The organism is Longinema margulisiae, assembly GCF_025266855.1.
Classification (GTDB): domain Bacteria; phylum Spirochaetota; class Brevinematia; order Brevinematales; family Thermospiraceae; genus Thermospira.
Genome location: NZ_CP053071.1, coordinates 2,164,048 through 2,189,991, shown reverse-complemented (window position 1 = coordinate 2,189,991; position 25,944 = coordinate 2,164,048). Strand labels below are relative to the sequence as shown.

26 protein-coding genes and 1 tRNA gene are annotated in these 25,944 nt (G+C 45.3%); 5 read left to right on the top strand and 22 right to left on the bottom strand.

Annotation, left to right across the window (positions count from 1 at the left end; translation table 11 throughout):
* Positions 1-14: 14 nt before the first annotated feature.
* The 3 genes from BREVNS_RS09795 to BREVNS_RS09785 all read right to left on the bottom strand — a co-directional run bounded on the left by BREVNS_RS09795 (position 15) and on the right by BREVNS_RS09785 (position 2,272).
* The gene (locus BREVNS_RS09795; protein ID WP_483426826.1) at positions 15-1,295 is read right to left on the bottom strand and encodes an ABC transporter permease; all 1,281 of its coding nucleotides are present in this window, start codon (positions 1,293-1,295) and stop codon (positions 15-17) included.
* Positions 1,282-1,971: an ABC transporter ATP-binding protein gene (locus BREVNS_RS09790; RefSeq protein WP_483426825.1), complete on the bottom strand. Its 690-nt coding sequence runs from the start codon at positions 1,969-1,971 to the stop codon at positions 1,282-1,284. Before BREVNS_RS09790 ends, BREVNS_RS09795 begins: the two co-directional genes overlap by 14 nt.
* 106 nt (positions 1,972-2,077) lie before the next feature.
* On the bottom strand, positions 2,078-2,272 hold the full coding sequence (locus tag BREVNS_RS09785; RefSeq protein WP_483426824.1) for a hypothetical protein: 195 nt from the start codon (positions 2,270-2,272) through the stop codon (positions 2,078-2,080).
* Positions 2,273-2,397: 125 nt separating this feature from the next.
* On the opposite strand from BREVNS_RS09785, the gene BREVNS_RS09780 reads away from it, so the two are divergent.
* Both BREVNS_RS09780 and BREVNS_RS09775 read left to right on the top strand, forming a co-directional pair.
* Positions 2,398-3,630 (top strand): hypothetical protein, encoded by a 1,233-nt coding sequence (locus tag BREVNS_RS09780; protein ID WP_483426599.1) that lies wholly within the window; start codon positions 2,398-2,400, stop codon positions 3,628-3,630.
* Between the two features lie 240 nt (positions 3,631-3,870).
* Positions 3,871-5,580, top strand: a complete 1,710-nt coding sequence (locus BREVNS_RS09775; protein ID WP_483426823.1) for a carboxylesterase/lipase family protein — start codon at positions 3,871-3,873, stop codon at positions 5,578-5,580.
* On the opposite strand, the gene BREVNS_RS09770 is transcribed toward BREVNS_RS09775, so the two are convergent.
* From BREVNS_RS09770 to lnt, 10 genes are all read right to left on the bottom strand, one after another.
* Positions 5,543-6,334 carry a fumarylacetoacetate hydrolase family protein gene (locus tag BREVNS_RS09770; RefSeq protein WP_483426822.1) on the bottom strand — a complete coding sequence of 264 codons (792 nt, stop codon included), beginning with the start codon at positions 6,332-6,334 and terminating at the stop codon, positions 5,543-5,545. The two genes, BREVNS_RS09775 and BREVNS_RS09770, sit on opposite strands and share 38 nt — an antisense overlap.
* Positions 6,309-7,430: a GGDEF domain-containing protein gene (locus tag BREVNS_RS09765; protein ID WP_483426821.1), complete on the bottom strand. Its 1,122-nt coding sequence runs from the start codon at positions 7,428-7,430 to the stop codon at positions 6,309-6,311. The genes BREVNS_RS09770 and BREVNS_RS09765 overlap by 26 nt, the downstream gene beginning before the upstream one ends.
* Positions 7,430-7,801: a PilZ domain-containing protein gene (locus tag BREVNS_RS09760; RefSeq protein WP_483426820.1), complete on the bottom strand. Its 372-nt coding sequence runs from the start codon at positions 7,799-7,801 to the stop codon at positions 7,430-7,432. Before BREVNS_RS09760 ends, BREVNS_RS09765 begins: the two co-directional genes overlap by 1 nt.
* Positions 7,791-8,081: an exodeoxyribonuclease VII small subunit gene (gene xseB, locus BREVNS_RS09755; protein WP_483426819.1), complete on the bottom strand. Its 291-nt coding sequence runs from the start codon at positions 8,079-8,081 to the stop codon at positions 7,791-7,793. The genes BREVNS_RS09760 and xseB overlap by 11 nt, the downstream gene beginning before the upstream one ends.
* Positions 8,082-8,142: 61 nt before the next feature.
* On the bottom strand, positions 8,143-9,408 hold the full coding sequence (locus tag BREVNS_RS09750; RefSeq protein WP_483426818.1) for an alpha/beta hydrolase: 1,266 nt from the start codon (positions 9,406-9,408) through the stop codon (positions 8,143-8,145).
* 14 nt (positions 9,409-9,422) lie between these two features.
* Positions 9,423-9,989: a methyltransferase family protein gene (locus tag BREVNS_RS09745; RefSeq protein ID WP_483426817.1), complete on the bottom strand. Its 567-nt coding sequence runs from the start codon at positions 9,987-9,989 to the stop codon at positions 9,423-9,425.
* Positions 9,986-11,554 (bottom strand): HD domain-containing phosphohydrolase, encoded by a 1,569-nt coding sequence (locus BREVNS_RS09740; RefSeq protein ID WP_483426816.1) that lies wholly within the window; start codon positions 11,552-11,554, stop codon positions 9,986-9,988. The genes BREVNS_RS09745 and BREVNS_RS09740 overlap by 4 nt, the downstream gene beginning before the upstream one ends.
* Before the next feature lie 8 nt (positions 11,555-11,562).
* Entirely contained in the window at positions 11,563-12,846 is a 1,284-nt protein-coding gene (locus BREVNS_RS09735; protein ID WP_483426815.1) for an adenylosuccinate synthase, read from the bottom strand.
* 21 nt (positions 12,847-12,867) lie between these two features.
* Complete coding sequence (locus tag BREVNS_RS09730) at positions 12,868-13,872, bottom strand: ATP phosphoribosyltransferase regulatory subunit (protein ID WP_483426814.1); 1,005 nt, start codon at positions 13,870-13,872, stop codon at positions 12,868-12,870.
* Positions 13,859-15,415, bottom strand: a complete 1,557-nt coding sequence (gene lnt, locus BREVNS_RS09725; protein ID WP_483426813.1) for an apolipoprotein N-acyltransferase — start codon at positions 15,413-15,415, stop codon at positions 13,859-13,861. Before lnt ends, BREVNS_RS09730 begins: the two co-directional genes overlap by 14 nt.
* 1,060 nt (positions 15,416-16,475) lie before the next feature.
* Between lnt and rpsT the strand changes: the two genes are divergently transcribed.
* From rpsT to BREVNS_RS09710, 3 genes are read left to right on the top strand one after another with little or no spacing between them, the layout of a single operon-like run.
* Entirely contained in the window at positions 16,476-16,754 is a 279-nt protein-coding gene (gene rpsT / locus BREVNS_RS09720) for a 30S ribosomal protein S20 (protein ID WP_483426812.1), read from the top strand.
* Positions 16,755-16,799: 45 nt separating this feature from the next.
* A complete protein-coding gene (locus BREVNS_RS09715) occupies positions 16,800-17,111 on the top strand; it encodes an HU family DNA-binding protein (protein WP_483426811.1) in 312 nt (103 codons plus the stop codon).
* Positions 17,112-17,166: 55 nt separating this feature from the next.
* A complete protein-coding gene (locus tag BREVNS_RS09710; RefSeq protein WP_483426810.1) occupies positions 17,167-17,565 on the top strand; it encodes a bactofilin family protein in 399 nt (132 codons plus the stop codon).
* A 31-nt stretch (positions 17,566-17,596) separates the two neighbouring features.
* On the opposite strand, the gene BREVNS_RS09705 is transcribed toward BREVNS_RS09710, so the two are convergent.
* The 9 genes from BREVNS_RS09705 to BREVNS_RS09665 form a co-directional block, all read right to left on the bottom strand.
* A complete protein-coding gene (locus BREVNS_RS09705; protein ID WP_483426809.1) occupies positions 17,597-19,936 on the bottom strand; it encodes an endonuclease MutS2 in 2,340 nt (779 codons plus the stop codon).
* Positions 19,920-21,050 carry a glycosyltransferase family 4 protein gene (locus BREVNS_RS09700; protein ID WP_483426808.1) on the bottom strand — a complete coding sequence of 377 codons (1,131 nt, stop codon included), beginning with the start codon at positions 21,048-21,050 and terminating at the stop codon, positions 19,920-19,922. Before BREVNS_RS09700 ends, BREVNS_RS09705 begins: the two co-directional genes overlap by 17 nt.
* A gap of 2 nt (positions 21,051-21,052) precedes the next feature.
* The gene (locus tag BREVNS_RS09695; RefSeq protein WP_483426807.1) at positions 21,053-21,505 is read right to left on the bottom strand and encodes a hypothetical protein; all 453 of its coding nucleotides are present in this window, start codon (positions 21,503-21,505) and stop codon (positions 21,053-21,055) included.
* 108 nt (positions 21,506-21,613) lie between these two features.
* Complete coding sequence (locus BREVNS_RS09690; RefSeq protein ID WP_483426806.1) at positions 21,614-22,354, bottom strand: hypothetical protein; 741 nt, start codon at positions 22,352-22,354, stop codon at positions 21,614-21,616.
* A 20-nt stretch (positions 22,355-22,374) separates the two neighbouring features.
* Positions 22,375-23,544, bottom strand: coding sequence for a hypothetical protein (locus BREVNS_RS09685; protein ID WP_483426805.1), 1,170 nt, complete (start codon positions 23,542-23,544; stop codon positions 22,375-22,377).
* Positions 23,545-23,554: 10 nt separating this feature from the next.
* On the bottom strand, positions 23,555-24,595 hold the full coding sequence (locus BREVNS_RS09680; protein ID WP_483426804.1) for a tetratricopeptide repeat protein: 1,041 nt from the start codon (positions 24,593-24,595) through the stop codon (positions 23,555-23,557).
* Between the two features lie 122 nt (positions 24,596-24,717).
* The gene (locus tag BREVNS_RS09675) at positions 24,718-24,924 is read right to left on the bottom strand and encodes a heavy-metal-associated domain-containing protein (RefSeq protein WP_483426803.1); all 207 of its coding nucleotides are present in this window, start codon (positions 24,922-24,924) and stop codon (positions 24,718-24,720) included.
* Positions 24,925-24,997: 73 nt separating this feature from the next.
* Complete coding sequence (locus BREVNS_RS09670) at positions 24,998-25,789, bottom strand: ZIP family metal transporter (RefSeq protein ID WP_483426802.1); 792 nt, start codon at positions 25,787-25,789, stop codon at positions 24,998-25,000.
* Positions 25,790-25,836: 47 nt separating this feature from the next.
* Positions 25,837-25,909, bottom strand: a tRNA-Lys gene (locus BREVNS_RS09665).
* Positions 25,910-25,944 lie beyond the last annotated feature (35 nt).

Below are 25,944 nucleotides of genomic sequence, written 5' to 3'. Positions count from 1 at the left end.
CCTCCTTCTTAATATTATACAAAACGAAGACACTCGGTTACAGATAGCCGTGTCGCATGACGTGAAGGGAAAAAAGCCGCTACCGTGGACATGCTCACGGCAAAGACAAAAGCTATCACAAAGGCAATGGGATTCCAATCCCCGTAGATAACGCCCCATACAGGAAAACCAAAATCACTTCCCGACACATCTCCAAACCCCATAGCCTGCATGTCATAACCCACATAGACCTGATAAGCATTGAGAAGCGCTCCCAAAACTATGCCAATAAGGGCTCCCATTATCCCCACCATTGTCCCCTCAAGAGTAAACAAAAGCCGGATCTCTCGTGGCCGAAATCCCATAGCCCTCATCACCCCTATCTCCTTCATCCGCTCATGAATAGCCATCAGAATAGTGTTCGTAATCCCTACAGCCGAAATGAGAAAAATCACCCCCAGCATAATATACATAAAACTCTCATCCGCTTTCATCAAGGCAAAGACCTCCGCATACTTTTCAGAAAACGACTGAACCCGATAACCGGACAACAACGGAACCATCTCATCTTTTATTTTTTCTATCCGTTTGGTGTAATGCTCAACACTTTCTCCCTTTGGCCAGTGTATCCTGATATGGAGAGAAAGAGCCTCTTCAGGTTCTATCGCAAGAAGCTCCTTTGCCGTTTCATAAGAAATATAGATTGTCGATTCATCAAGAGCAGGATGAGTGGTACGATAGATGCCTTTTACCATCAAAGAAAGCGCATTGAGCGTCCCATATTTAGTCTGAACCACCACCATCACCTCATCCCCAACATCAACCCCAAGCCCACGAGCAAGATCCACTCCCAATAAAACTTCGTTACCCATACCCTGGAGATATTCTCCCTTCACCATGGCTTTGGGCAAATCAGAAACCTCTCTATCTTTCTGAAAGTCAATAACATATCCAATCCCATGAAAAGATTTCTCCCCATAGAGAACTTCCATCACAAAAGGAACACGAAACACCGCACCCTCAACACCTCGAAAACCACGTACACGTTTTCCCAAAACCTCAGGCTCTTCAAGAAAATAACGAAGAGGAAAAGCTTGTTCATGGTCCGCATACTCCTGAGTGGTAAGAAATATTGTCCCTTCAGCATAACGAACAAGGTTCTCCGCCATCTGGCGATGCATTCCCCTATAAATCCCATCCGCCCAGAGAAACACAGCCACCCCTACGGCAATAGTCACCAAGGTGAGAATTGTTCGACGCTTATGACGAAAGAGATTACGAAGAGCCATGATAAAAATTACTTTACTTTCTTTCATCACTGGCTATCCTTCCATCCTGAAGAAGAATAATTCGCCTCGCGTGCTTTTCCACACGGGGATCATGAGTGGAGAAAATAAAGGTTGTCCCCTCCACCTCATTCATCTGTCGCATAATCTCAATAATCTCCTCTGCTGTTTTGGAGTCTAAGTTTGCCGTGGGCTCATCAGCCAGAACCACAAGGGGACGCTTCACAAGAGCTCTGGCAATGGCTACACGCTGCTCCTGCCCTCCAGAAAGCTCCCTGGGATAACGATGTTCCATTCCTTTCAAACCCACCCTTTCGATGAGTTCCATAGCCCTCTGTGTCCTCTCCTGAGCAGAAAGCCTTTTGTCAATCACCATAGGAAGCTCCACATTTTCCAGAACAGTCAACACAGGAATCAAATTATAAGACTGAAAGATAAAACCTATATTATTCTTGCGATAGTCGGAAAGCTCATTTTCTTTGAGATGATGAAGGGGCTTCCCATCATAAATGACTTCTCCAGCGGTTGGTACATCTAAACAACCAATGATATTGAGAAGAGTGGTTTTCCCACTCCCTGATGGTCCCATAATAGAAATAAACTCCCCTTTGTCTATCACAAGATCAATACCCCGGAGAGCCTCTACATCAATCTCACCCTTTTTGTACACCTTTCTGAGCCCTCTCATCTCAAGACACACTGCCATAAAGCCTCCTTTTTAGTTTATTTGATAAACTTTCATCTCTATTATAAAACACCATGAGAAAAAAGTCAAGAGGGGAATGATAAAAAGAATTCCCATTCCAAAACGATCAGAACTGTCCACTCAACGGCCGATACCAGTACTCTTGAAGCTCCTTATAACTATCTACCACCCCATTTACCTCCCCCCATGCCGCATCAATACCACTCCGAGAAGAAGACGTCGAAAGATGAGTATACCAATCAAGATACTCCGGATGTCCAACACACCAAAACGAAGAAAAACCCGCCCCACCTGTCCACACACCATCAATCACCGCTAAACGAAAAAAATTCGGTAACGTTTTTTTCAGGAGACCTGCAGTGGGAAGATGAGGAAAAGCAAAAAAAAGTTCCTCCCTGGCCGATAATAGGACACAAGGAGGAACCCATGCGTAAAGAATTCACCTTCACTTTGACTATCGACTACCCTGACACAAAACTTGAGACGTTAGTGGTGGTTTTTCTCCAGGCCATCAAAGGAGTGTTTGAGTCATTTGTTCATCAGATTTCTGTAGAAGTGGCAGAAAAAGAAATAAAAGAAGGTCGTATCACCTGTACATGCGGAGAAAAACATCACTTCATATGGAAAACAAAGCATGGAAAAAACACTGTTTTTGTTCTGATGCCCTTTGGAAAGATCACTCTTCCTCAGCTCCAAATTCAATGCAAAAAGTGTGGAAGAAAACTTTTTCTCACAAGATCTCTTCTTGGTGTAGAAAAGCGAAAAAGGCAAATCCTGAAAGATATCTACAGAGTGGCTTTAGCCGGGGCTCTTACCACCTATCGAGTGGCCGCTCGTATTCTTTCCTTCACAGGGTATAAAATAGGTCTTAGCACCCTCTGGAAAAACCTTCAAAATATTGGGAGAAAGATACATTTCAGTATCTCAGAAAAAGAAAAACCCTGTGGAGAAGCCGATGGGACGGGTATTCCTGTTCAGGGCAAGAAAAAAGGAGAAGAAGCTAAAATTCTTTTGCAGGAGAGGCAACAAGCCTCCCCATTGACAGGAAAAAATACAAGAATAGCAGGCCTTCTTGTGGATAATTACCATGCAGGTTGGGACAAACTTCTTAAGCCCATTCAAGAAAAACACTCTTTTTCTCGGTTTTTTCTTGTTGTCGATGGAGATACAGGGATTAACCAGGGCAAACATCCCGGTATCGTTTTTCAACGATGTTTGTGGCATGTAAGTTATCAATTGAAGTATTTTCTTCGTCTTGATAGAGTGAGATATCGTTCTTCTGAGTGGACAAATATTGTCGCTGAAACAGGGAAAGCCTGTTTCTTGGGTTACAAAAATGACTGGCAAACAAGACTTGGTTATCAAAGCGAGCGCAGACAGCATATTCAGAATCTTCTTGACTTATTTCACGAAAAAGGGCGCAAACATTGTTTTTATTATCTTCTTCGTGCTCAAAAAGACATGTTCGCCTGTGACAGTGAAGATGGTTTGCCAAGAACAACCTCAAGGGCAGAACGGCTGATGCGAACCATAAACCAGAGAATGGATGTGGGGGTATGGAAAAGAGAAGGGGCAACCAATGTTCTTGCTGTGCGTTTGCATTACTACTATAATCGTGATGAGGCTATCGATGGTGTCTACTGGCAGGATGTGATATAAAACATAGGGATGGTACGTACTTATTGCCCTGTTTTATGGCCTAAAAAGGGTACTTTCCCCAGAAAAAACTTGTTTATCTAAAATGTTCCCTGTATACTACAGTTGACAAAAATCTTTTGAGCCAGGGGTAACTTCTTTATCCTTTTCTCTCTCTTTCAGGTCTCCTGTTGGAAACGTAATCAATTTTTTGTCCAAAACTTCTCAATAGAAATCCGTCACCATTTCTTCCAACATAATATTTTGACTTTCTTCCTTATTTGGTACAATGATATAGGGAAAAAACAAGAAAAAACTCTTTTTCTTCTTTTTTCCCTCTTTTTTTCCCTCTCAGCCTGTCAAAACCCACAAAAACCGGAGATTCTACCCGATGGTCTTTCAAGATGGCACAACACCCCCCTTGTCAAAATCAGTTCAGGCTGGATTCAGGGAACCTATGAAAAGGGTATATATAGTTTCAAAGGCATTCCCTATGCCACACCTCCAATCAAGGACCTCCGCTGGAAAGCCCCACGACCTCATCCCCCATGGGAGAATATCTATCAGGCCACGACCTTCCGCGGGATGTCTCCCCAGTTTCTCCTCTTCTTTGGGTGGGTAATAGGAGATGAAGATTGTCTCTACCTCAACATATGGAGACCACAAAGCCTTGAAACCAATCTTCCTGTATACGTCTGGATCCACGGTGGGGGAAACTCCATCGGAAGTGCTCACTATGTCCCGGATTATGATGGGGCTCGTTTGGCAAAAAACGGCAACCTGATTTTTGTCTCTCTCAATTATCGTCTTGGTCTTCTGGGCTGGTTTACCCATCCCTCTCTTCGAAGTGGCACAAACAAAGATGATGACAGCGGAAATTACGGTACGTTGGACATCATCTTTGCCCTCCACTGGATACAGTCAAATATCCCTGCTTTTGGTGGAGAGCCGTCCCGTGTGACTATAGCAGGAGAATCCGCCGGTGGACTGAATGTCCTTTCTCTTCTCATATCTCCAAAAGCCAAAGGGCTTTTCCATCGGGCTATCATCCAGAGTGGTTACACCTCGAATATCTCAAAAGAAGAAGCCGACAAAAAAGCCTCTCAACTCATAGCCAGACTCCTCGTGAAAAAACGGCGTGTAAAATCTTTAGAAGAAGCTTATCACCTTCTTCGCCTCAACCCTTCTGCAATCAGAGATTTCTTGTACACACTTTCCGCAAAGGATATTCTTTCTATTCTGAAGGGAAGTATGTTAGGAATGATAGATGAAGCCAACCTCATCGCCGATGGAGAAGTTCTTCCTTTCGATGGGTTTACAGCCTTAGAAAAAGGAAATTTTTCCCGCGTTCCTGTCATTATAGGAAACAACAAAGAAGAAACCAAGCTTTTTCTCTCGTTTTCCAGAAAGGACTGGGACACTCCTCTCTACCAGGCGTTAGGATTTTTAGGGGGAATGAGATGGAAGGCTTTCTATGTGGATGCCATAGCGGATACTCTTCACAGATGGGGTACACCTGTGTATGTCTACCGCTTTGACTGGGGAAGCATGGATACAAACGGCGAAAGCCCCCTTGGTCCAAAAGAAGGAAAACGCCTCGGGGCCTTTCATACCTTAGAAATTCCCTTCTGGTTAGGGAATGACACTATTCAGGGATTCTTTCTCACAGGAAGGGTATTTACCAAAGCCAATGAAAAGGGTAGAAAAGACCTCTCTTATGCCATGCAAGTCTACCTGAGTGCTTTTGTCCACAAAGGCATCCCCGAAGGAGAAAACCTCCCTCGCTGGTTTCGATGGAAAGAAAATGAAGACCATTTAGGACTTCTTTTTGATGCTAACAAAAGAGAAAAGAACATTGGCTATCAAACTTTTCCTGTTACCATGGAGACCCTGTTTTCTTATATAGAAAACAACTACTCCCCCTCTGAACAAAAACTCATCCGTGAGACTCTGGGTCTTCCTCAGTCGTTTTAGATGGCTTTTTCCCCATGATGTTCACTAACGGATGAAGTCCCTCTATCTCCACAGAAACCTCGTCCCCTTCAGCCATAGGCCCAATACCCGCAGGAGTTCCTGTGGCAATCACATCACCAGGGAGAAGCGTCATCACCGAACTCACAAAGCTCACGAGTTGCTCCACAGAAAAAATCATCGTCCCAAAGGTATCATCCTGACAAACAAGGCCATTCTTCTTGAGTCTTATCCTCGTCGTATCCTCCGGCCACCATTCTGTATCAATCACAGGCCCCAACGGAGCAAAGGTATCAAAACCCTTCGCCCGTGTCCATTGGCCATCCTTTTTTTGCAGGTCCCTTGCCGTTACATCATTGAAAGCCGTAAAACCAAGAATATACTTCCTTGCCTCAGAAACAGAAACATTCTTTGCCTCTTTTCCTATCACCACAGCCAGTTCCGCCTCATAATCAACCCGTTCACTCTGAGAAGGCCAGAGAATAGTCTCTAAATGGGGAAGAAGGGCTGTCGATGGTTTCAAAAAAAGAACAGGCTCTTCGGGAAGGGGCATTTTGAGTTCTTCGGCATGAAGACGGTAGTTGAGACCTACAGCGACAATCTTGGTGGGACGTACAGGGACATCCCATCGGACCCTATCAAGAGTTTTTTCCCCGATCACGCGTCCCGTCAAAAAATCAAGCACACGAACATTTTCTCCTTCCCATATACCCTGAAAATAGCGGTTCTTCTCATCCCTTATACCAATGATTTTCATGATGTTTCCTCTTTTGTTCGTACATATGCTTATCGGCCTTCTCAAACACCTCAACCCAGCTCAAAGCCTCTTTTTCCATAGCCCAACCCAAACTCACGGTAATCGTTTCCAGAACAGCTGGGGGTTTTCGCTCCTGATATCGTTTCACCGCGTCATAAATACGATCACTATAGAGACGAATATCCTCTACATTAGAAATATCAGAAAAGAGAATACAAAACTCATCTCCGCCTACCCGAAAAAGATAATCCGCCTGCCGTGATTCACTCACCATAACCTCGGCAATATCCTTGAGAATCACATCTCCCACATGATGACCGTAGGTATCATTGATATGTTTGAAGTTATCGATATCCAGAATCGCTAAGGCAAACGGCTGTTCTCTTCTCTTGGAGAGAGAAAACATCTTCTCAGCCATAAGAACAAACTGCCTTTTATTGAGAAGCCCTGTCAACGGATCGGTAATTGACTGCTGTCGAAGATTCCAGAGAAGGAGTACTCGAGAAAAGGCTATATTCAATAAAGGGATACTTCTTTGAAGCCTTTTTGCCTCCCGATAGGTAAAAGGAAATCTGCCCTCTGCCTCAAAAACAACAAGACCGGCTATCTCCTTATCGTAAATAGGAATCACAAGATAATTATACCTTCCCTGCCTCTGATATTGAAACTGCTGTAGAAGGGAAAGAGCCGTCAAAGAGGCATCCTGCGTCGACCCCAAAACATTGGTGACAAAAATATTTTTCGTTAGAGAAAAACACTGAAGAAGAAACTGATACATCTCAGAACGACTCAGGGAAGAAAAAAAATGATACACCCGCTTATTCTCCATCTGGGAAGGGTAGAGCACGCGAAGCTGGGATTCTTCCGCTATAGCCACTACGGAAGCGGCTATAGGGGTTTTGAGTACTTTTTTCATGAGAGAAAGAATTTCAGAAAGAATATACCCTATATCTTCACTGGCATTGATAGCTGTGAGAATAAGTCTCTGATTCTCATGACGTTTATGGAGATCAAGATAACACGCCAAAATCCCCACATTCGAAAGAAAAAGTGCCACCACAAGAAAAGACAAGAATATCACCATACAGGCATCCATCACCCCTCGTACTGCTCACGCTCAGGCAATCCCCTTTGAGCCAAAAGATTGGTCACATATTGATCAATTCTTTCTAAGTTTTCGTTTGACACCTCTTCAAACTTGATTCCAAGAAGAGTACCATTCACAGAACGAACAATGCCCCAGATATCAATCTCCTGGGCACTCACACCTTCAAGCCGAAAACGGATACGCAGAAGATCCCCGGGCACAAATATCTGTTTCACCTCCATGGCAAGCCCACCTGTCGAAATATCAATAATAGTCCCTTCTCCCTCACACCCTTTGTAGCTATAGATAGCTCTGATATTGACCTGAATACGCGTCGGACGAAGCGGCATATTCCCCTCCTCCCTGCTTTTAGAAACCATCATCTTCTCCTTCTTCTGGTGTCTCATTTTGAGGAAACAATTCCATGACAGGAGAGGTTTCTTTTCCTTCTGCTAATGCTTTGAGATTTTTTACCTCATAGACCTTTCGTTCCAGCTTGGTCAACCGTTCACTGAGTTCTGCATAGAGACCCATACCCGTCGCACAGAGGTCAATAGCTTTCTCAAGCGGACAGTTTGGATCCTCTATCTCAGCCACAATATCCTCAAGTTGCTTCAGCTTTTCCTCAAAAGAAACCGTCTCAGCAGGCTTACGGCCCATGTTTCCTCCTTCAGATAGTGTATTGTAGCACAATTTTCACAAAAAAGCAAAACTTTTCAGCCTACCTCCCCCACAAAAAGAGCGCAAACTGTTCAAAGCGTTTTGCCCAGGCTATCTCATTATGATCCGCTGTGAGATCTTCCACATAGAGATAGTCCTTTCCCTCTTTCCATCCTTTTTTCACCAGATCCTGATGAAGTTTTCGCGAGGCTTCTATGAAAATACTATCAATTCCCTTTCCACCGCAATCAAGATAAATCCGATGTTTCCCATCAGGAGCAAGAAGATGCGCGGAAAGATAAGGCTGAACCTGAAGCACCCGCCTTATTCCCCGATTGACATCATCAGACCGATAGTTCCCAAAGGAAAACGCCCCAATAGCCTGAAATACATCTGGTCTGGAAAATCCCAAGTAGAGAGAAACACCCGCCCCAAAACTGGAACCAGCCACCGCCGTTTCTTCCGCAAGAACACGATAGTTCTTTTTGATATAAGGCACAAGTTCATTCACCACAAAATCCAAATATTTTTTAGAGTACTCAACAACCCGTTTCTGCTCATTGGTATCATAGTTTTCCTTAAGCCCATAATAAGCCGAGAAACCGACATATTCTTCTGCCCTGGCAGAAGAGTTTTCTATCCCCACCACAATGACAGGACGAATCTTGCCAGTAGCTATCAAACGGTCAAGAGTTGAATCCACTTTCCATCCCCCAAAGTTGGCTACCGAACTATCCCAGAGATTCTGTCCATCCTGCATATACACCACAGGATAGTGATTGGTGGTATCCTCATAGTCCCAGGGAAGATACACAAAAATCCGACGAGAAGCCAGTCCATTGGATGGCTTCATGCTGAAAATAAGAAGTTTTCCCTTCTTTTCGCCGGGAAGAATAAATCGACTCCTGATCGGTTTTGTATATGCAATAAAAGGATGTGCAGGATCCTGGATTCTTTTCCCATTGGGTGTCTGTTCGTCATATCGAAGAAAACTATAGTCAATCACCTTCTTATCCTTGAGTGGCAAGAAAAGATAGAAAAGGGGTGTCTGTTTGTATCGTTTCATAGGCATACTCTTTTCCTTGTTGTTAAGAACAGGACTTTCAAAAACTACACGTGTCGCCTTCTCATCCCAGAGAAGAAAGGTCACGGTATCCTTTTCTACCCAGGGAAGAGAATGTTCTTTTACCCACGCCTGAAAAGCCTCGTAAGACGCCTGCTGATCTATTCTTTGAAAAAGAAGCCCTACACCATCAGGAACATTCTCACGAAGCGCACAACCCACCAGAAGTATGACCACCAGCACTCCTGCATACCACTTTTCCATATATCTCCTCCCTATTATAAAATCCATGGAAAAAAACGTTTAGTCCTGCGTGCATAATGGCGATATTCTTCTCCAAAGACTTCCTCCAGATAGGCCTCTTCCAAAGGAAGCCGCCACAGCACCAGAGAAAACAGAATCATCTCTCCTAATACACTCATGAGCCACCATCCTGTCATCAGATCCACCGCCAAAAAAAGCCCAATATAACCCACATAAATGGGATGACGAATATAGCTATACGGTCCCTCCTTCACCAATCGATACGCCTTTCCAACAGAAGGACTGAAATTCTCTCCCAGGGCCGCATGTGCCCAGAAGATAAGCCCTATACAGAGCCATCCTAACACCATTCCTATCCACATCATTGACAAAGAAACACCATGCACCATCCAGGAGGGAGCCTTATCAAAGAGATAGAGAACCGTTACTCCCCCCTGCATCATACCAAGCACGGCTCTATACATCACCATCCAGAGTGGTTCTTTTCCCTTATAACTATCAAAAAGGGACCGACTTTTCACCTTGAAATACCATCTTCCCATCACGAGTACTGAGAAAAGCGCCACTACCATCCACTTCATGAGAGTACCACATCCTGAGAGAGAAGATGACGTTTTTGCAAAGCCCTGAGAAAGGCATCATACACCCTCTTTTCAAAAGTAAGACCTATCTCCTCCCTCAGAAGAGAAAGCGCTTCCTCATACGAAAGAGCCTTTCTATACGGTCTTTCACTGGTAAGGGCATCAAAGATATCCGCAAGCACGACAATCGTTGTTTCCCATGGAAACTCCCCGGCCCGTTTCCCATAATATCCGGAACCATCCAGGCGTTCATGGTGATAATGCACATACTCCCGCGCCTCCTTGAGAAAATCCACACTGGCCAGGATATGATCCCCTATTTCTGGGTGATGTTTGATCTTGTCAAATTCCTCTTCTGTGAGTTTTCCATTTTTCCGGATAATGTATTCATCAATGCCTATCTTTCCGATATCATGCAAAACAGCGGCAAACTGGAGATTCCGAAGGGTGGTTTTGGAAAGCTCCATCTCCTCCGCTATCCAGGTTACATATTCAAGTACCCTCTCAGAATGACCCCGTGTATAACTATCCTTTGCCTCAAGCGCTGTTGTCAGAGCACGAATGGTATCAAAATAGTTGTGTTCCAATCGCTCATAATACACTTTGCTGGCAAGCACCGTCACCACAATCTGGGATAGGATCCGTCCTAAGTAAAGATGATCCGAAGAAAAAACCCCATATTCTCCGTTATAACGGGCAAAGGAAAGTACCCCCCACCGCTTCTCATCCTGAATAAGGGGAAGTACCAGAATAGCCCCCCGCAGAAAGTTCTCCTGCTTCTGTCTTTCTACAAGAAAGGGCTGATGGGCCACATCGTTGACCAGAAGGGGCTTTTTTTTGTCCAGGACAAAACCAGAAATCCCCTGTTCCATAGAAAGTTCCGACAGTCCATCCACCCCATACGTTGCCACTGGGATAAGGACACTCCGAAACTCATCATAGCGATAAAACACACCCGCCGAAATAGGAAGAAGAGAAGAGAGAAGTTCAAAAAAGCGTTGATAAATCTCTTCCGGCGTGGCACAGGAAGAAAGCTCCTTGGTGAAATAATTAAGCCCAAGCATCTCTTGAAGTCTTTTTTCCATCAAGAGAGCCGTATGGACATAATGACGCAGGGCATCTTTGAGAAAACGATAGAATTGCTTTTGATGAGGAGAAAGGGCGTACTCTCCCATGATAGCTACAAAACCCAACAATCGGTACTGAAAGACCAAGGGAAGAAGATAACAGATACCTTCAGACTCAAAAAAAAGCCTGAGTTCCGGAGCTTCCTCAAAAAAGGCTTTGACCCTTGTTTCCCGGGTAGAAATCAGTCGATTCTCAAGGACCATATACGTGATAAGTGGATTCTCTCTTGAAATGACCATCACATCCTCACGCTCCCAATTTCTATACACCTCGAGATGATCCACCCAGAGAAAAACCTGAGATTCTCTGCCCGTTTGTTCCTTTATTAACTGACGGGTCAATTGAGAAAGATGGAGAATATCCCGAAACTCTCCCAAAGAATCAAGCCCATACATCTCTCCTAACATCATCTGCGACAGGTATCTGTGATTGGCCATCAATCCCCCTATCGTTCTATCACGTCTGTCCTATCCTGCCCCACCGAAATATAAGAAATCTTTCGTCCCAATTGCATCTCAAGAAATTCTATATAGTGCTGGGCCTCAGACGGTAACTGGAAATAACGTTTTATCCCTGCCGTTTTCCCCTTCCAGCCAGGGAGAGTGACATAGATAGGTTTACATTGTTCCAGTTCCTCCCAGCTCTGCGGTGGATAATCAAGACGTTCCCTCTGACCATTTCTCTCTATTTCATATCCTACGGCCACCTTGATTTCATCCAGGCCATCAAGAACATCTAACTTGGTGAGAAAAATCTCACTCACCCCATTTACCCCTATAGCATACCTCGTAATCACCACATCAAACCAGCCACACCTTCTGGGACGCCCCGTGGTAGAACCGTATTCTCCCCCCTGTTTGCGAAGAAACTCCCCCGTGCTATCTTTTAACTCCGTGGGAAAAGGTCCCTCTCCCACCCTTGTACAGTACGCTTTCGTAATACCCACCACATTGGCTACATCCACAAGCCCAAGACCACTACCCACTAAAGCATAGGGAGCCACGGTATTGGAAGAAGTGACAAATGGATAGGTCCCAAAATCCACATCCAGAAGGGTCCCCTGCGCCCCCTCAAAGAGAATATTTCGTCTTTCGGCGGCTGCTTTTTGAAGAAGACGTTCCGTATCCGTCACATACGGCGCCAATTTCTCTCTATACTGAAGGATTTCCCGAAGAATCTCCTCAATGGTCATTGGCACATCCATCCCATAGTACTTCTGAAGAAGAAACGCCTTCACCTCATACGCCTTTTCCAAGCGTGATGTCAAATCTCCCTCAGAGAGAAAAAGATCCCCCAACCTGATACCAAGCCTTTCCACCTTGTCTGCATACGCCGGTCCGATCCCACGAAGGGTGGTTCCTATAGGATTCTTGGCCTTTTTTTCCTTGGCCGCATCAAGCCACTTGTGATAAGGAAGCACCAGATGGGCCTTATTGGAAATCCAGAGCCTCCCTTCAAAAGAAACCTCCATGGAAATACTCTCCATCTCCTCAAGAAGACATACCGGATCAAGCACCACGCCGTTTCCAATCACCACCTGCGTTTTCTCATGAAGAATACCCGAAGGAATCAGATGGAAGACAAATTTCTTCTCTCCAACGTGGACGGTATGTCCTGCATTGGCACCACCCTGAAAACGCACCACATAATCAAACTGGTGCGAAAAATAGTCTATAACCTTTGCCTTTCCCTCATCCCCCCACTGAGTTCCCAGAACCACATAGACCATATAGCACTCCTCTTCATAGTATTAACGGAATGTATAACTCAAATCTAAAGCAAAGCCCACCGCTGAAAAGTTTTTCCCAAAAGCCCTATAAAGCCCATCGTATCGTCCCCCATGACAGATCGCATACCCACTCTTCACACTATAGGCCTCCACCACAAGGGAACTATAATACCCCAGATCCTTCACCATACCAAAATCAAGAAGGACCTTTCCCTTCTCTAAAGAAGAGAGCGTTTTGGTTAAAGAAACAAGATCCCCATATACCATCTCTCCTTCTCGTCCAAAATCAGCAAGAAGCTTTTGCTTTTCAGAGAGATTTTCCCATGGAAACACAAGATCCATCAAACCGAGAAGTTTTTGTTTCTGTTTTTCTTCTCCCGCTACCCCCTGAAGAATACTCACCAAAGAAGGTTGATCCTTGAGATGAAAACAGCGATGAATAGCCTCCCTCTGAACATCAGAGAGATCAAGATTCTCTATACAGGCCTTGTACAACCGAATATCTCCGATCACCAAACGATACTCTTTGTCCAGAAGGGGCATGAGTTCTCTCAAAAGAGAGACCATCTCCGCATTGGTGTCCAGAGGGTCCCCTCCTACAATCTCTATCCCTAATTGCCTGATCTGGCGTGGTTTCCCCTGATGAAAAGGCTGTTCCCGGAACACATCCCCATAGTAATACAGGTGCAAGGGCAAATCCTTTTCCTCATACCTCTGAGCCACCATACGGGCAATGGGAGCCGTCATATCATAACGAAGGGCCAAAAGAGAGCCGTCCTTGTCCTTGAAAGCGAAGCTTCTCCTGGAAATATCAACAGAACCACCCTTGGCATAGGTATCATAAAACTCAAAAAGCGGGGGAAAAACCCTCCTGTATCCCTTTTTCGAAACCCTCTCACACAGTTTCTCTCCTAACTGAAGGGCGTCGTTTCCCTCTTCTAAAAAAAACACCCCATCAGGAAGGCCTATAGAATATCCCTCCTCTTCAGCCATAAGCATGGTCAAATAATTTTTACCGTTTGGCATACCACCATCCTCCTCCCAGCATGACCACCATCACAAAAAAGACTATATATGGAAACAGAAATCCCACTCTCACATACACCGTCTGCAACGAAGCCGGTGGAATCTCTATCTCACCCACATAATAACCCGCTTGATAATCCCCCACATCCCCCTCCCATCGGCCATTGATATGGATAATCCCAGTGACTCCTGTATTCGAAGCCCGGGCAATAGGACGACGAACACTCACCGCGGTCAGAAGAGACCCGGCAAAATGTTGCCAGTGGGCGGGATTGAGTCCCAGTTGATAAGCCCATCCATCATTCGTCGTATTGACAAAAAATTGAGCCCCCAGCTTCACAAAGAAACGAGCTAAAAGCCCAAAAACATCTTCATAACAAATAAGCACCCTGAAAAGCCCCTTTCGGCTTCTCATCAGCGTCCTTTCATAGGAAGGGGTAAAAGCCCCAGCCCCTTCCGCTTCCATAAGCCTCTTCACAAAAGGTATCCTATCATATCCCCTCATCCACTCCCCAAAAGGAGCAAGATGAATTTTGCTATTCCGCGGCTGATAATCCGGCCTCTCCGGATCCACAAGATCAGCTGAATTGAAGTCCTCTCCATTTTCTATGGTAGGGCTGGTGATAAGCATGGGAGTTTTCATTTCATAAGGCCACGAAAGCACTCTCAGGTTGATTTCATTGTACCAGGTATTGGACGGCTTTGTCTGAAGAGAATACCAGATATAATGACGAATCATGGTTTCGGACCAGATAATCATATCAGGTTTCCAGATAGCGGCTTCCGCATTGAGTCGCCACATAAGGGCGACATAGTCATACAAATTTTCCCACCAGGGTTCACGACTTCCAATATTCGGTTGAATAAGTCCAACCCTCTCATGGGGAAGGGTTTTCACATACCTATCATAATGAGAAAGCTGAAAAGTCCCATATCCCCCAACAAAAAGGACTATTCCACCGAGAAGCCCCACAAAAAAAGGCTTTTTTTTTACAAAACTCAACCACTCCCCTTTCTCAGCGGCAAAGAGAAGCCACTCTACAAGAAGACTATTCACCAACATCACAAGAAAACTGATCCCATATACCCCCCAGATGTCCGCTGATTGTACCACTAAGGGTATATGCCACTGGGTATGCCCGAGCAGATTCCAGGGAAACCCATGAAACCCCACAGACCGAAAGAGTTCAAAGCCCACCCAGATCACTGGAGTACTCAACCATCGAAAACGGGGATACCTCTCTCCCATCCAGGCAATAAGAAAAAACATACCCATAAAAATACATGCATAAAGAAAAGGCACGACAAAGATGGCCGGCGCCCAAAAACCAGCCAACCAGAAAAAATTCGCGATAAGAAAGAGAAGACTATATCCAAAGGCATAGGCCATTTGAGAAATGCCCTGAGTATAGAGAAGATACAGCACAGGAACAAAGACAAACCACGCTACATACCCAAGCTGAAACGGCGGAAAACATAACGCATAGACAATAGCCCAGCCAAACCACACAACGTGAAAAAGAAACCTCTTTTGCCGAAACACCCCATCCTATCCATGTCGTTCTTTATAGTATCATTATAAAGAAAAAAGAGTTTTTTTACAATACTTTAGAAAAAAGTTTCTCACCACAAAGGAGAAAGGTCTCCTCCTCTCTTGTTATCCATCTTCAACGACTAACAACAAAAAAACGCAAAAAAATATGTCGTTCCACACTCATACAGAATGGTTATCTTCACAAAAAAACTGAATGCTTGTTTAACCATCTTTTTTCTTTCAGTTTTAGGCTCTTTTTGCTACCCATCTTCCTTTTTTTCATGAAGCGCTCCCGCGCGGGGCAAAAGGGGCGTTGTCCTCGTCGCATGCTACGCATGCGCCTCGGACGGAAAATGGGCCGCTTTTGCGGGCAAATAGAAAGACCTCATCTCTTTCCGGGGAAGTCCTTCCTCCGTGGGCGACATCAACTCGTCCTCCTGACTTCGGAAGCATAACGCCCACCTCGCTTTGCCGATTCCCCGCTAAAGCGGGGTCCCCGCGGCTCCACTTCGGTGGGCTTTTGAGAAAAAGCAACAAAAGATGTCGCCCCGGGTGCCTCCTGCACCCTCACTCCGGAAGGACTTCCACCTTACAACAAAGAGCACACGACCGCAAAAGCGGCCCGGTGAGGCTCCTGAGCGAAGTCGAAGGAGAGTACTGAGCGAAGTCGAAGTGGGGTACAGAAAAAAAGGGGTGATAAAAGAACCAGGCATTCTTTCACCAGCCCGCAGGGTCTCTTTTTCAGGAAAGGCTTTTTGGATATGGCACCGCGGCAGGGGCGAAGGCTATGACTTTGTTTCAGCAAAGAACAAGGGTTTAGCTGAAACAGGGTAATAGCTCTCTCTTGTCGTAATGCTTTCAAACTCAACTTTTTTCAATAGACACCATAACAGAAAGCTTTTGTGTTGTTTCCCTGTTCATAAGAAATGTGAAAATAGCTATTCAGTTTCATATGTGGAACGACAAAAAACGCAAAAAAAATATTTTTTATCCTCATTTTTTTATTGACTAATTTTCTAAAATACAGTAAAATATAATACTCAATTTTTGGAAGGCAAAGGAGGTTTCTGTGCCTATTATCAAGTCTGCAAAAAAGCAAATGCGCAAAGCTGAGAAGCGCCGGGAACGCAACCGGGCTCTCAAAACCTATCTCAAGAATCTCCGCAAGGAGACATTGCTCCTTCTCCAGGATCCAAAGACCACCGTGGACCAGGCCAAAGAAGCGCTCAATCTCTTCAAGTCGAAGATCGACAATGCCTGGGCCAAAGGGATCTACAAACGAAATAAATCCTCTCGTCTCATCTCCCGTATGGAACAACTCTTCAATCAAAAATTCGGTCAAAAATAAAAGGGGCATTCTTGGCAAAAGAAACAGGAAATAAGGAGGATAAATATGGCTCGAGGGAAACTGACGAAGGCCGATCTTGTGGAGAAGGTCTACGAAGATGCGAGTATTGAAGAAATGAAGCTCTCACGAAAAGAGGTCTTGACCGTGGTTTCTGTCTTTATAGAGAAACTGCGAGAATCCATCGAAAATCTCGGTGAAGACGGAAGAATCGAACTGAGAGGATTTGGCACTTTTGGAGTCAAAAAACGCAAACCTCGAGTAGCTCGCAACCCCAAAACGGGAGAGGAAGTTCAGGTTCCTTCCAGAAAGACCCCCTTCTTCAAACCTGGCAAGGAACTCAAAAGCTCTATAAAGTAAGTTTTCAAGGATACCTTGAAAAACTGATAGAAAAAATTCAGCAAGGAGGCCATTTATGGCAAAGGATCAAATGGGACCCAATATTGATGAGAGCATGATTGATACAGTTTTAGCCGATGATATTGATTTTCAGGGAACAATGCGCTTCAACAAGTCCCTGATGATCAAAGGCCGCTTTGAGGGAAAGATTGAAGCCACCGGTCATCTCATCATCGGGCCAAAAGCTGTTATCAATGCTGATGTCAAAGCTGGTGTGGTAACCAACTATGGACAAATCAACGGCAACGTGGAAGGTCTTGAACGTGTAGAACTCCTCCACAATGCAAAACTCACCGGTGATATCAAGACCCCGGACCTTATTATTGAAACAGGCTGTCTTTTTAATGGAAATTGTACCATGGTTCCCAAGCAGCCTTCGTCCAATCCTCAGCCTCAGCAGCAGGTAAAGAAATAACCAAAGGCCGTCGTAAAGACGGCCTTTTTTATTACCCAAGCATGACTATGGTTTTTCCTCTTCCACCCTCATGAGGAGGGGCAAATTCATATTTGACCACTCCCTTCTGACCCTTGAGAAAGTCATGAATAGCTCGCTGGAGAATTCCCTCCCCAATCCCATGAATAATAGAAAGGGTTGCCATACCATCCAGAAGTGCCCTATCAAGCGCTTTTTCTATCTCTCGCAGGGCCTCATCCACGGTTTTCCCTCTTACATCAATGGTCTTTGTACCACCAACTGGCAAAGTTTTCTTTACAGAAGAACCTGATGATTGAGATGGTGAAAAAGTCTCTTTGGCTTCATATTCATAGAGTTCAGAAAGAGACACAATGAGCGAAATCCCCCCAATACGCACCTTGGCCTTGTCTCGATGAACAGACTCTATCACCCCTCCTGCCTGAAAAGAAGGCACATACACCTTTTGTCCAACCACAGGATTTTCGATGGGTTTGTAGATGGTTTTTTGTTCTGTTTTCAGACGTTTGTCTATAGCCTCCGCCATCACTTCCAGGTCCTTTGGAGAAAGTTCCTGCTGTTTAATTTTTTCTTTGAGCCTGGCAATCTCTTCTCTCAAAGTCGCTAATTCCTCACTGAGTTTTTCTATATGCTTTTCTTTGATATGTTTTTCCCTTTCTTCTATTTCTTTTATTTTTCTCTGATACCACTGTTCTAAACGATTGACCTCGAGAAGGCGATGGTCTAATTCCTGCTGTCTTACGGCAAGAAGTTGTTTCTGCTTCTCCACCTCAAGCAGAAGTTTTTCCGTGGGAGAAAGACTTTCCTCAAGATAGGCATAGGCCTTTTCTATGATAGTGGGAGCAAGCCCATGCCGCCGAGCAATATCCAGCGCAAAACTCATAGAAAACTCTCCATAGTGGAGTTTATAGAGAGGTTTCAAATGTTCTCTATCAAAAAGGGCTGAGGCATTCTGGATGCGTTCATCCTCATAGGCCATATGTTTCAAGCCATGATAATGAGTCGTAATCACCACCACCGCTTTTTTAGCAAGAAGAGCCTGAATATACGCCTTGGCCATGGCCTCTCCCTCACGGGGATCGGTATTGTTGGCAATCTCATCGATAAGCACTAAGGTTCTCTCGTCGGCTTTTTCCCATATCCTTTGAAGAGAGTGTATCTGACCTGTAAAACTTGAGAGTTCTCGTTCAAGACTCTGTTCGTCCCCAATCTCTGCATAAACCTGCCTGAAAAAACCAATAGTGGCCTCCTCTGCCGGGATAGGAATCCCTGAGAGTCCCATCAGAACAGAAAGCCCCGTTGTTTTCAGAGAAACGGTTTTTCCCCCTGCATTTGGCCCACTGATAATCAGGGCCTGGTATCCCTCAAGAAGAATATCCACGGGTACCGCCTTCTCCCCAAGAAAAGGATGCCTGACCTCCCGGAGATGAACCACTGGAGCATCACTTATAGAGGGAATCACTCCCTCTCTTTCTTTCCAGAAAAGAAAACGAAGATGAAGCCATTCCCAGGCTGGCAAAACCTCCCACACCACCCGCAGTTCTTCGTGAAAAACTCGAAGAGCCTCGGTAATCTCTCCCATGAGACGCCACATCTCTTTGGTTTCCAGTTCATCAATCTCCAGGACCTCATTATTGGCATCGACAATAAAAGCCGGTTCCATGTACACCGTTTCCCCGGTCTTGGAGTAAGAATGCAGGATAGCCTGGTATTCTCTCTGAAAGACATTTTTGAGAGAGGTTTTGATAGGAAGGACAAACCTCCCCTCCTTCACGGTAACAAAGCGGTCCTGAAGGAACTCGGCTACACCGGGACCCTCCATAAACTCTTCCAGACGCTGCTGGATGCTTTTACGAAGAGAGTGTTTCTTTTGCCGTATCTCTACGAGCTCCTGGCTGGCATTTTCGTAGATTTCCCCTTCAGAGGAAAGGATAGCGTCAATGGTTTTTCGGAGTTCCGGGTAATCCTTGACCGTCGCACAAAGACTATAAAGGTGAGGATACTCATCCTGATGATGCTGTACCTCCTGAAAGAGAAAACGATTGGCCTCCAAAAGAGCCAAAAAACGACGAAACACCATCACCTCTGCCGGAGAAAGAAGAGCCCCCTCAATAGAAAGCGTCTGAAAGAGATCTTTCATATCAGGGAGTTCATCTGAAGCGAAGGAAAATCCCCTATGGGCTAACTGGATGTATTCGGTCAAGGTTTCTAAATCCGAAAGAAGGCTGTTTTTATCGTCAAACGGCTGAAGAGAAAGGATGGCTTCCCTTGTTGTTTGTATTTTGGCTTTACCCGCCAACAAGGCCAAAAGTCGTGGAAAATCAAGCACTTCTCCGTCAAATCTTTTTTCCATCACTCCACTCCTTGAGTACACCCTCAACCCGCCTGTAAAAATCCTTTGCCATCTCATCCCAGTGAAAACGTCCGGCCCATACCAGAGCCTGTTCTGAGAGGTGCTTCCAGCGTTTTTCATCCCCCAAGAGATCAGACACAGCCTTTGCCAACGCCTCGGGGGTTTCCTCCTCCACCAGTACGCCTGTTCTCCCGTCCTGAATAGAATCCTGAAGACCTGGAATCCGATACCCTATCACCGGTGTTCCACAGGCATTGGCTTCAATCACCACAATCCCCCATCCTTCCTTCTCAGAAGGAAGCACCATAAGCCATGCCTGTTCTAAAAGGGTATTTTTTGCCTCTTCCTCTACAAATCCTGTGAAGGTTACTCTCCTCTGGATACCCAATTCTGCCGAGAGCGTCTTGAGTTTCTCCATCTCCTCTCCCTGACCAGCCACCACAAAGGACGCCTCAGGAAACCGGGACAACACATGCTTTGCCATCTGAAGAAAATGATCCACCCTTTTGTACGATTTGAGCCTCCCTACATAGACCACAAGGGGAATTGAAGAACGCTTCCTCATTTTTTCTTCAAAAGAGAGAGGATGTTTTTCAATGCCATTATATACAACCGAGAGATTCTGATAGGCATACAAACCCTGCAATTCTTTCGCGGTACTGGGAGAAACCGCAAAGAGAGGGGTTTTCCTGTACACTCCCAAAAGCCATTTCTCCATGAGATAAACATAGGTAGCAAAGAGCCATGAGAGGATGGTATAGAGACTTTTTCCATGAATATGATGCATAAGAGCCACCACAGGCACTTTTTTCATATACAGAGGGGTAGCAAGAGGTATCTTTGAAATATCATCGATCACGAGGTCGTAGCCTTTTTTTCTTCCCTTCCAGATCCACCAGAAAAAAAAGGAAAAATTGAAAAGGGCATTATTCGGCAAACGAATAATCCTGTACCAGGGGGTTTCCGCCGTTCGTGAACAACCAGGAAACGTCGCACTCACAAAATCAACATCCCAATCAGGGGGTTTACGCTTCAAAATCTCATGAATATGAACCTCAGCGCCGCCGGCCTCTGGATGAAAAATATCCCGCCAGTTAACAACAAGCACCTTCATCGCTAAAACTCTTGTTGATAGAGGGGAATACTCAAGCGTACGTCTGTTTCCCTGTTCTGGGAAAGGCCTCTCACATAGATCTGATCATGATAGGCGGTAAAGAGGGGTATCAAAAAGGTCATGAGATAGATATAATTCCAATCCGTATCGGAGAGGTATGTCCCCTCACTTCCATGAAAATAGGCATTTTTTATCATCAAAACATTCATCATGAGATAAAAAGAGATAGGCACAGCCACAAAAAAGACCACATCATACCGACGCCATAGCGTCTCCTGAAAAGGTGCGGTATTGGTACCATCAACAAGATAGGTAGGAGGAAGCCTTTCCTCAGGAGTCGCCACCAGAGGGGGAAGAATCTTTCCTTCTACCTGGGACTGATTTGTTTCACCCGTGGCCATCAAAGGGAGCAAAAGGAAAAAGAAACCCCACTTTATACCAGAAAATCGTTGCACCGTTCTTTTCTCTCCTTTTATTTCATTGTAGGTATTATAGAGAAAAAGCAAATTTTCGTCAAACAAAAGAAAAAACGCCTGGCAAAGCCAGGCGTTTTGAGAGCTTTTTCAAAAACACCATCCAAGACGCAAGCCAAAAGAAAAGATCCAGTCATTCTGATAAGCAAGGGCAGTACCACCCCATCGGAATTCAAAACCAGACATATTGATGCCACCAATATCCATGAAAAGATTTACACCCATACCTTTGAAGTCTGGTGTTACCACAGGTCCAAGATTCAGGGCAAAATTGTACCGACGGCGAATCTTTTCTCCTTCATAGAACTGATAAAAATCATAGAAATACTCCCAGCGATAGCGAAGCCCAACGACAGGCAAATTGGTAGAAACAAACCCTCGAAAACTCATAAAGAAATTTACATCAAAGCTTCCAGCTAAAATATGCCTCTGATGGGTATATCCCGGCACAATCGCAACCTTGACGTAGCGAACATTCCCTACCGTCACCGTAGAAAGGGGAACGGCAACCATTGTCTCTTTGGCAGTATGAGAGATCACCCATCCTGCACTGGCACCGCCATACAAACCATTGGCATTTCCCCGCACCAGAAAAGGAAGAAAACCATACCCATAGCCAGCATAGCCAGAAAGATACAACACCTTCGCTACCTCAGGAAGGGTAACCCCAACCTCTCCCCGTCCCATCAAGAGAGGAAGGACATCAAGCCCCGCCCGAAGAGACACCTGAAACCCCGGCATCACAAAGGCCTCTTCATAGGCCTTTTCTGCCGACCACGCTACCGATACCATACACAAAGCCAGAACACCTACAAGAAATCTTTTTTTCATACCCACCTCCTTCTCTTAGGTTATAGAGTAAGTTTTTCATACAAGGACTGAAGAAAAGCCCTGAAAGAAGGTGGTGGAGTTACTTCCCTTCTTCGCATCATAGTCGTGAGATCACGCCAGAACTTTTCCCATTCGTAGAAGCTACTCCGCCCCCACGAAAAAGCTTTCACGTACTTGGGTGGTTGAACAAAACCACCCTCAAGAAAAATATTGGCACCGGGTTCAATCACCGTTCCCGTATTGAGCATCACCCCAATACCAATCTTGACAAAATCAGCGATAACAGAACCAAACTTGTTGGTACGGGTTTCGAGTTTTCCTTCACGCCTTTCAATCACGATAGGGCGATAGTTGTTTTTGAGATCACTTGTCGTGGCCATAGCCCCAATATTCACCCAGCTTCCCACATAACTATGCCCTAAAAAACCTTCATGATGCTTATTGGAATAGGACTCTATGACACTCCATTCTACTTCCCCACCTATTTTACAGGAGTTACGAATAACCGTCCCCTCACGAAGCCGCCCACTATCCACAAGCGATTTCTCTCCAATATATGATGGCCCATCAACAATAGAGAAAGCCCTCACCTTTGCCCCTTTGTCCACCACTATCATCCCTTTTTCCGGGTGCCAGACTACATAAGGATCTATAACCGCTGTTTTGTGGATATAGACCCTCTCCTGAGGAGAGATATAGGCCTCATCGGTAGCAAAATAGGGTTCAAACATCTCCACGGCTGTTTCAAGGCGGTTCACCACATCAGCCACATCACGATAGTAGATACCCTCAGAAATTTCCCGGGTAGGAAAAAGAGAGGCAAGATAGTTCACATTCTGCCCCTCAAGGGCTAAAAGAATCTCTTCAGAGATTCTCTCACTTACGGCTACATACACCCACCGCCCATCCGGGGTTATACCCAACCCTTTTTCAAAACGAAAACCAACCGGATAGACAAACTGGGGATTGAGAACAAGGAAAACCTCTTCCCCTTTCCATACCCATTCCTCCGAGACAAAAGCACGATAGCCATCCTCCCGAAAACGAGGAGACCAGCATTTCACCTCACCAAACTCACGTTTAGCCCTTTCAAGAGGGGTCATCACCCCAAGCGTGATATCCCACAAAAAGCGGGTATAGCTGATGGGAGAAAAATGGATATGATCATGAGATTCAAGAAGCAAAACCATGCCAACCCCTTTAGAACATAAACGTTACACCACCCGGTATGTAAGCGGCCTTGAGAAGTACCCTCTTATCCAGTGGTTCAAAAAGGAGATAGCCTGTCTCTCCCTTTGATGTTTTGACTTCTACAACAAGAGTTTTCGACCCCACCATGGTTCCAAAAAGGGAGGAAAGCCTTGAACGAGAACCACTCTTTGAGGCTTCTTCAACCTTCACCACCTGGATTTTATCCATCACCACGGAGAGAAAATCCGGCGGGAAAAGAGAACCCTTGTCACGCCCCATTTTTTCATCAGAGATAAAATATATCTGTTCTGCTATCTCATTTCGATAAGCATCAATATGACCACGAGCAATACCTACCGTTACCTTATAGGCACGGATGAAAAGGGAATTTTTGGTATTTTGCTGAAAGAAACGAATATCCTCTTTGTAGAGAGCGACCATCTGCTTCTGTTTCTCAGGAAGAGAGAGAGAAAGAAGGGTATCACAGGCTTTCATGGCCTCATCATAGCGATCGATTTCCATGGTGGCACACAAAAAAGCCCACCAGAGTTTCTGTCCCAAATCCGTATTATATTCCTTCTGGGAGAGAAGAGAAATCCCCTTCTGGAGAACAGGATAGGCCTTTTCCACCTGATTCATAGAAAGCCAGATATCCCCTGCATTATAGAGAATCGCCGGATTCTCAGGGGCAAGTTGAAGGGCCTTCTGAAGGGCTGGTTCTATCTCATGATAACGTTCCAGTTGAAGCGACAACTGGGCAAGAAGGGTATAGGCCTGGGGTTCATTATCCCGTAGTTTGATAAACTCACGAAGATATTTATCCGCCTCTTCATACTTTTCTGTCCACATAGAAAGGAGAGCAATATTGAAATAGGGAGGCGCAAAGCTTTTATCAAGTTCAATACACTTCTTGAACGACGCAATAGCCTTGTCAAACTCCTCATTCTGGGCATATTCCTGCCCTTCTTGCAGATATTTCTGTACCTCTGGAGAAACCGCAAAAAGCCCTGCCACCATGAGCATCATGACTATCATCATGAACTTTTTCATCCTTTTCCTCCTTTTTTTGTAAAAATAGTATAGAAGGAAATGATTTCCCTGTCAAGAAAACGAGAATTTCTCCAACGAGAAAAAGGCCAAAACACCAGTGCCAGGGTTTTGTGAAAGAAAATTTATTTTACCTCAGCTTTGTAGGAAGTCTTCTCATGAATAACTTTCACCAGAGTGTCCGCACGAACGTTGCCAACGACCTTTACCTCCCCTGTTGCAAGGTCAACGGCTACCTCCTCCACACCCGCCACAGAAGAAAGCGTTTGCTTTACTGTTTGCACACAACCCTGACATTTCATTCCCTTTACCAGAAGTTTCACCTCTGCCATAACTCCTCCTCTTCTCTTTCAAACATACACACAAAGAGAGAAAAAAGGCAAACCAAAATTCGAGGAAGCCTTTTCAACTCAGGGCTACATCAAGAACCATCATCACCACAAACCCGAGCATAGTTCCCACGGTAGCAATATCAGAATTCCCCTTCTGCTGGGATTCTGGAATCACCTCTTCCACAACCACATAAATCATAGCCCCAGCAGCAAAGGCCAAAGCATACGGCAACACCGGTTTGGCCCAGAAAACCAAAAGAGCCCCCAGAACCCCTGCTACCGGTTCCACAAGCCCGGACAATTGCCCGTACCAGAAACTTTTCCACACACCGACACCTTCCCTTCGGAGAGGATAGGACACACTCATTCCCTCAGGAAAATTCTGAATCCCAATCCCTATCGCCACCGCGAGAGCGGAGAGAAGTTCAGCGTGAGTGTAGTTATCCCCCAAGGACCCAAGGGCTACTCCCACAGCCAACCCCTCAGGAATATTGTGGAGCGTGATCGCCAAAACAAGAAGAGTGGTCTTTTTCCAGTGCGTATGGAGCCCTTCGCTTTCACTCACGGGAAGTCCAATATGCACATGGGGGATGATCATATCGGCTAACCGCAAAAAAGCCCCTCCAAGCACAAAACCAATACCTGCCACCAACCAGGGAATCTGTCCCGTCTGGGTGGCGATCTCCAGCGCCGGCATAAGAAGAGACCAGAAACTTGCTGCAATCATCACACCAGCCGCAAAGCCAAGCATCATATCCAAAAACTTCTGACTCACGCGGGGCGTGAGAAGCACAAGCCCAGCCCCTAACGCTGTCATTCCCCACGTAAAGAGTGTAGCAAGAAAAGCCATCAGAACTGGATGCATCGTCCACCTCCTTGAAAAAAAGGCTTATCCTTTCGGATAAGCCTTTTTGAGCCGCCTGGGGGTCGAACCCAGGGCCCTCACATTAAAAGTGTGATGCTCTACCGGCTGAGCTAGCGGCCCGCCCTCTCTGTGGTATCATTCCCACAAAGGAGATA

Bases quoted from the DNA above. Each gene is read 5' to 3' on its own strand.
- BREVNS_RS09795 (WP_483426826.1), bottom strand. From the start codon at position 1,295: ATGAAAGAAAGTAAAGTAATTTTTATCATGGCTCTTCGTAATCTCTTT.
- BREVNS_RS09790 (WP_483426825.1), bottom strand. From the start codon at position 1,971: ATGGCAGTGTGTCTTGAGATGAGAGGGCTCAGAAAGGTGTACAAAAAG.
- BREVNS_RS09780 (WP_483426599.1), top strand. From the start codon at position 2,398: ATGCGTAAAGAATTCACCTTCACTTTGACTATCGACTACCCTGACACA.
- BREVNS_RS09770 (WP_483426822.1), bottom strand. From the start codon at position 6,334: ATGAAAATCATTGGTATAAGGGATGAGAAGAACCGCTATTTTCAGGGT.
- BREVNS_RS09765 (WP_483426821.1), bottom strand. From the start codon at position 7,430: ATGGATGCCTGTATGGTGATATTCTTGTCTTTTCTTGTGGTGGCACTT.
- BREVNS_RS09760 (WP_483426820.1), bottom strand. From the start codon at position 7,801: ATGGTTTCTAAAAGCAGGGAGGAGGGGAATATGCCGCTTCGTCCGACG.
- xseB (WP_483426819.1), bottom strand. From the start codon at position 8,081: ATGGGCCGTAAGCCTGCTGAGACGGTTTCTTTTGAGGAAAAGCTGAAG.
- BREVNS_RS09750 (WP_483426818.1), bottom strand. From the start codon at position 9,408: ATGGAAAAGTGGTATGCAGGAGTGCTGGTGGTCATACTTCTGGTGGGT.
- BREVNS_RS09745 (WP_483426817.1), bottom strand. From the start codon at position 9,989: ATGAAGTGGATGGTAGTGGCGCTTTTCTCAGTACTCGTGATGGGAAGA.
- BREVNS_RS09740 (WP_483426816.1), bottom strand. From the start codon at position 11,554: ATGGCCAATCACAGATACCTGTCGCAGATGATGTTAGGAGAGATGTAT.
- BREVNS_RS09735 (WP_483426815.1), bottom strand. From the start codon at position 12,846: ATGGTCTATGTGGTTCTGGGAACTCAGTGGGGGGATGAGGGAAAGGCA.
- BREVNS_RS09730 (WP_483426814.1), bottom strand. From the start codon at position 13,872: ATGCCAAACGGTAAAAATTATTTGACCATGCTTATGGCTGAAGAGGAG.
- BREVNS_RS09715 (WP_483426811.1), top strand. From the start codon at position 16,800: ATGGCTCGAGGGAAACTGACGAAGGCCGATCTTGTGGAGAAGGTCTAC.
- BREVNS_RS09710 (WP_483426810.1), top strand. From the start codon at position 17,167: ATGGCAAAGGATCAAATGGGACCCAATATTGATGAGAGCATGATTGAT.
- BREVNS_RS09705 (WP_483426809.1), bottom strand. From the start codon at position 19,936: ATGGAAAAAAGATTTGACGGAGAAGTGCTTGATTTTCCACGACTTTTG.
- BREVNS_RS09700 (WP_483426808.1), bottom strand. From the start codon at position 21,050: ATGAAGGTGCTTGTTGTTAACTGGCGGGATATTTTTCATCCAGAGGCC.
- BREVNS_RS09690 (WP_483426806.1), bottom strand. From the start codon at position 22,354: ATGAAAAAAAGATTTCTTGTAGGTGTTCTGGCTTTGTGTATGGTATCG.
- BREVNS_RS09685 (WP_483426805.1), bottom strand. From the start codon at position 23,544: ATGGTTTTGCTTCTTGAATCTCATGATCATATCCATTTTTCTCCCATC.
- BREVNS_RS09680 (WP_483426804.1), bottom strand. From the start codon at position 24,595: ATGAAAAAGTTCATGATGATAGTCATGATGCTCATGGTGGCAGGGCTT.
- BREVNS_RS09675 (WP_483426803.1), bottom strand. From the start codon at position 24,924: ATGGCAGAGGTGAAACTTCTGGTAAAGGGAATGAAATGTCAGGGTTGT.
- BREVNS_RS09670 (WP_483426802.1), bottom strand. From the start codon at position 25,789: ATGCATCCAGTTCTGATGGCTTTTCTTGCTACACTCTTTACGTGGGGA.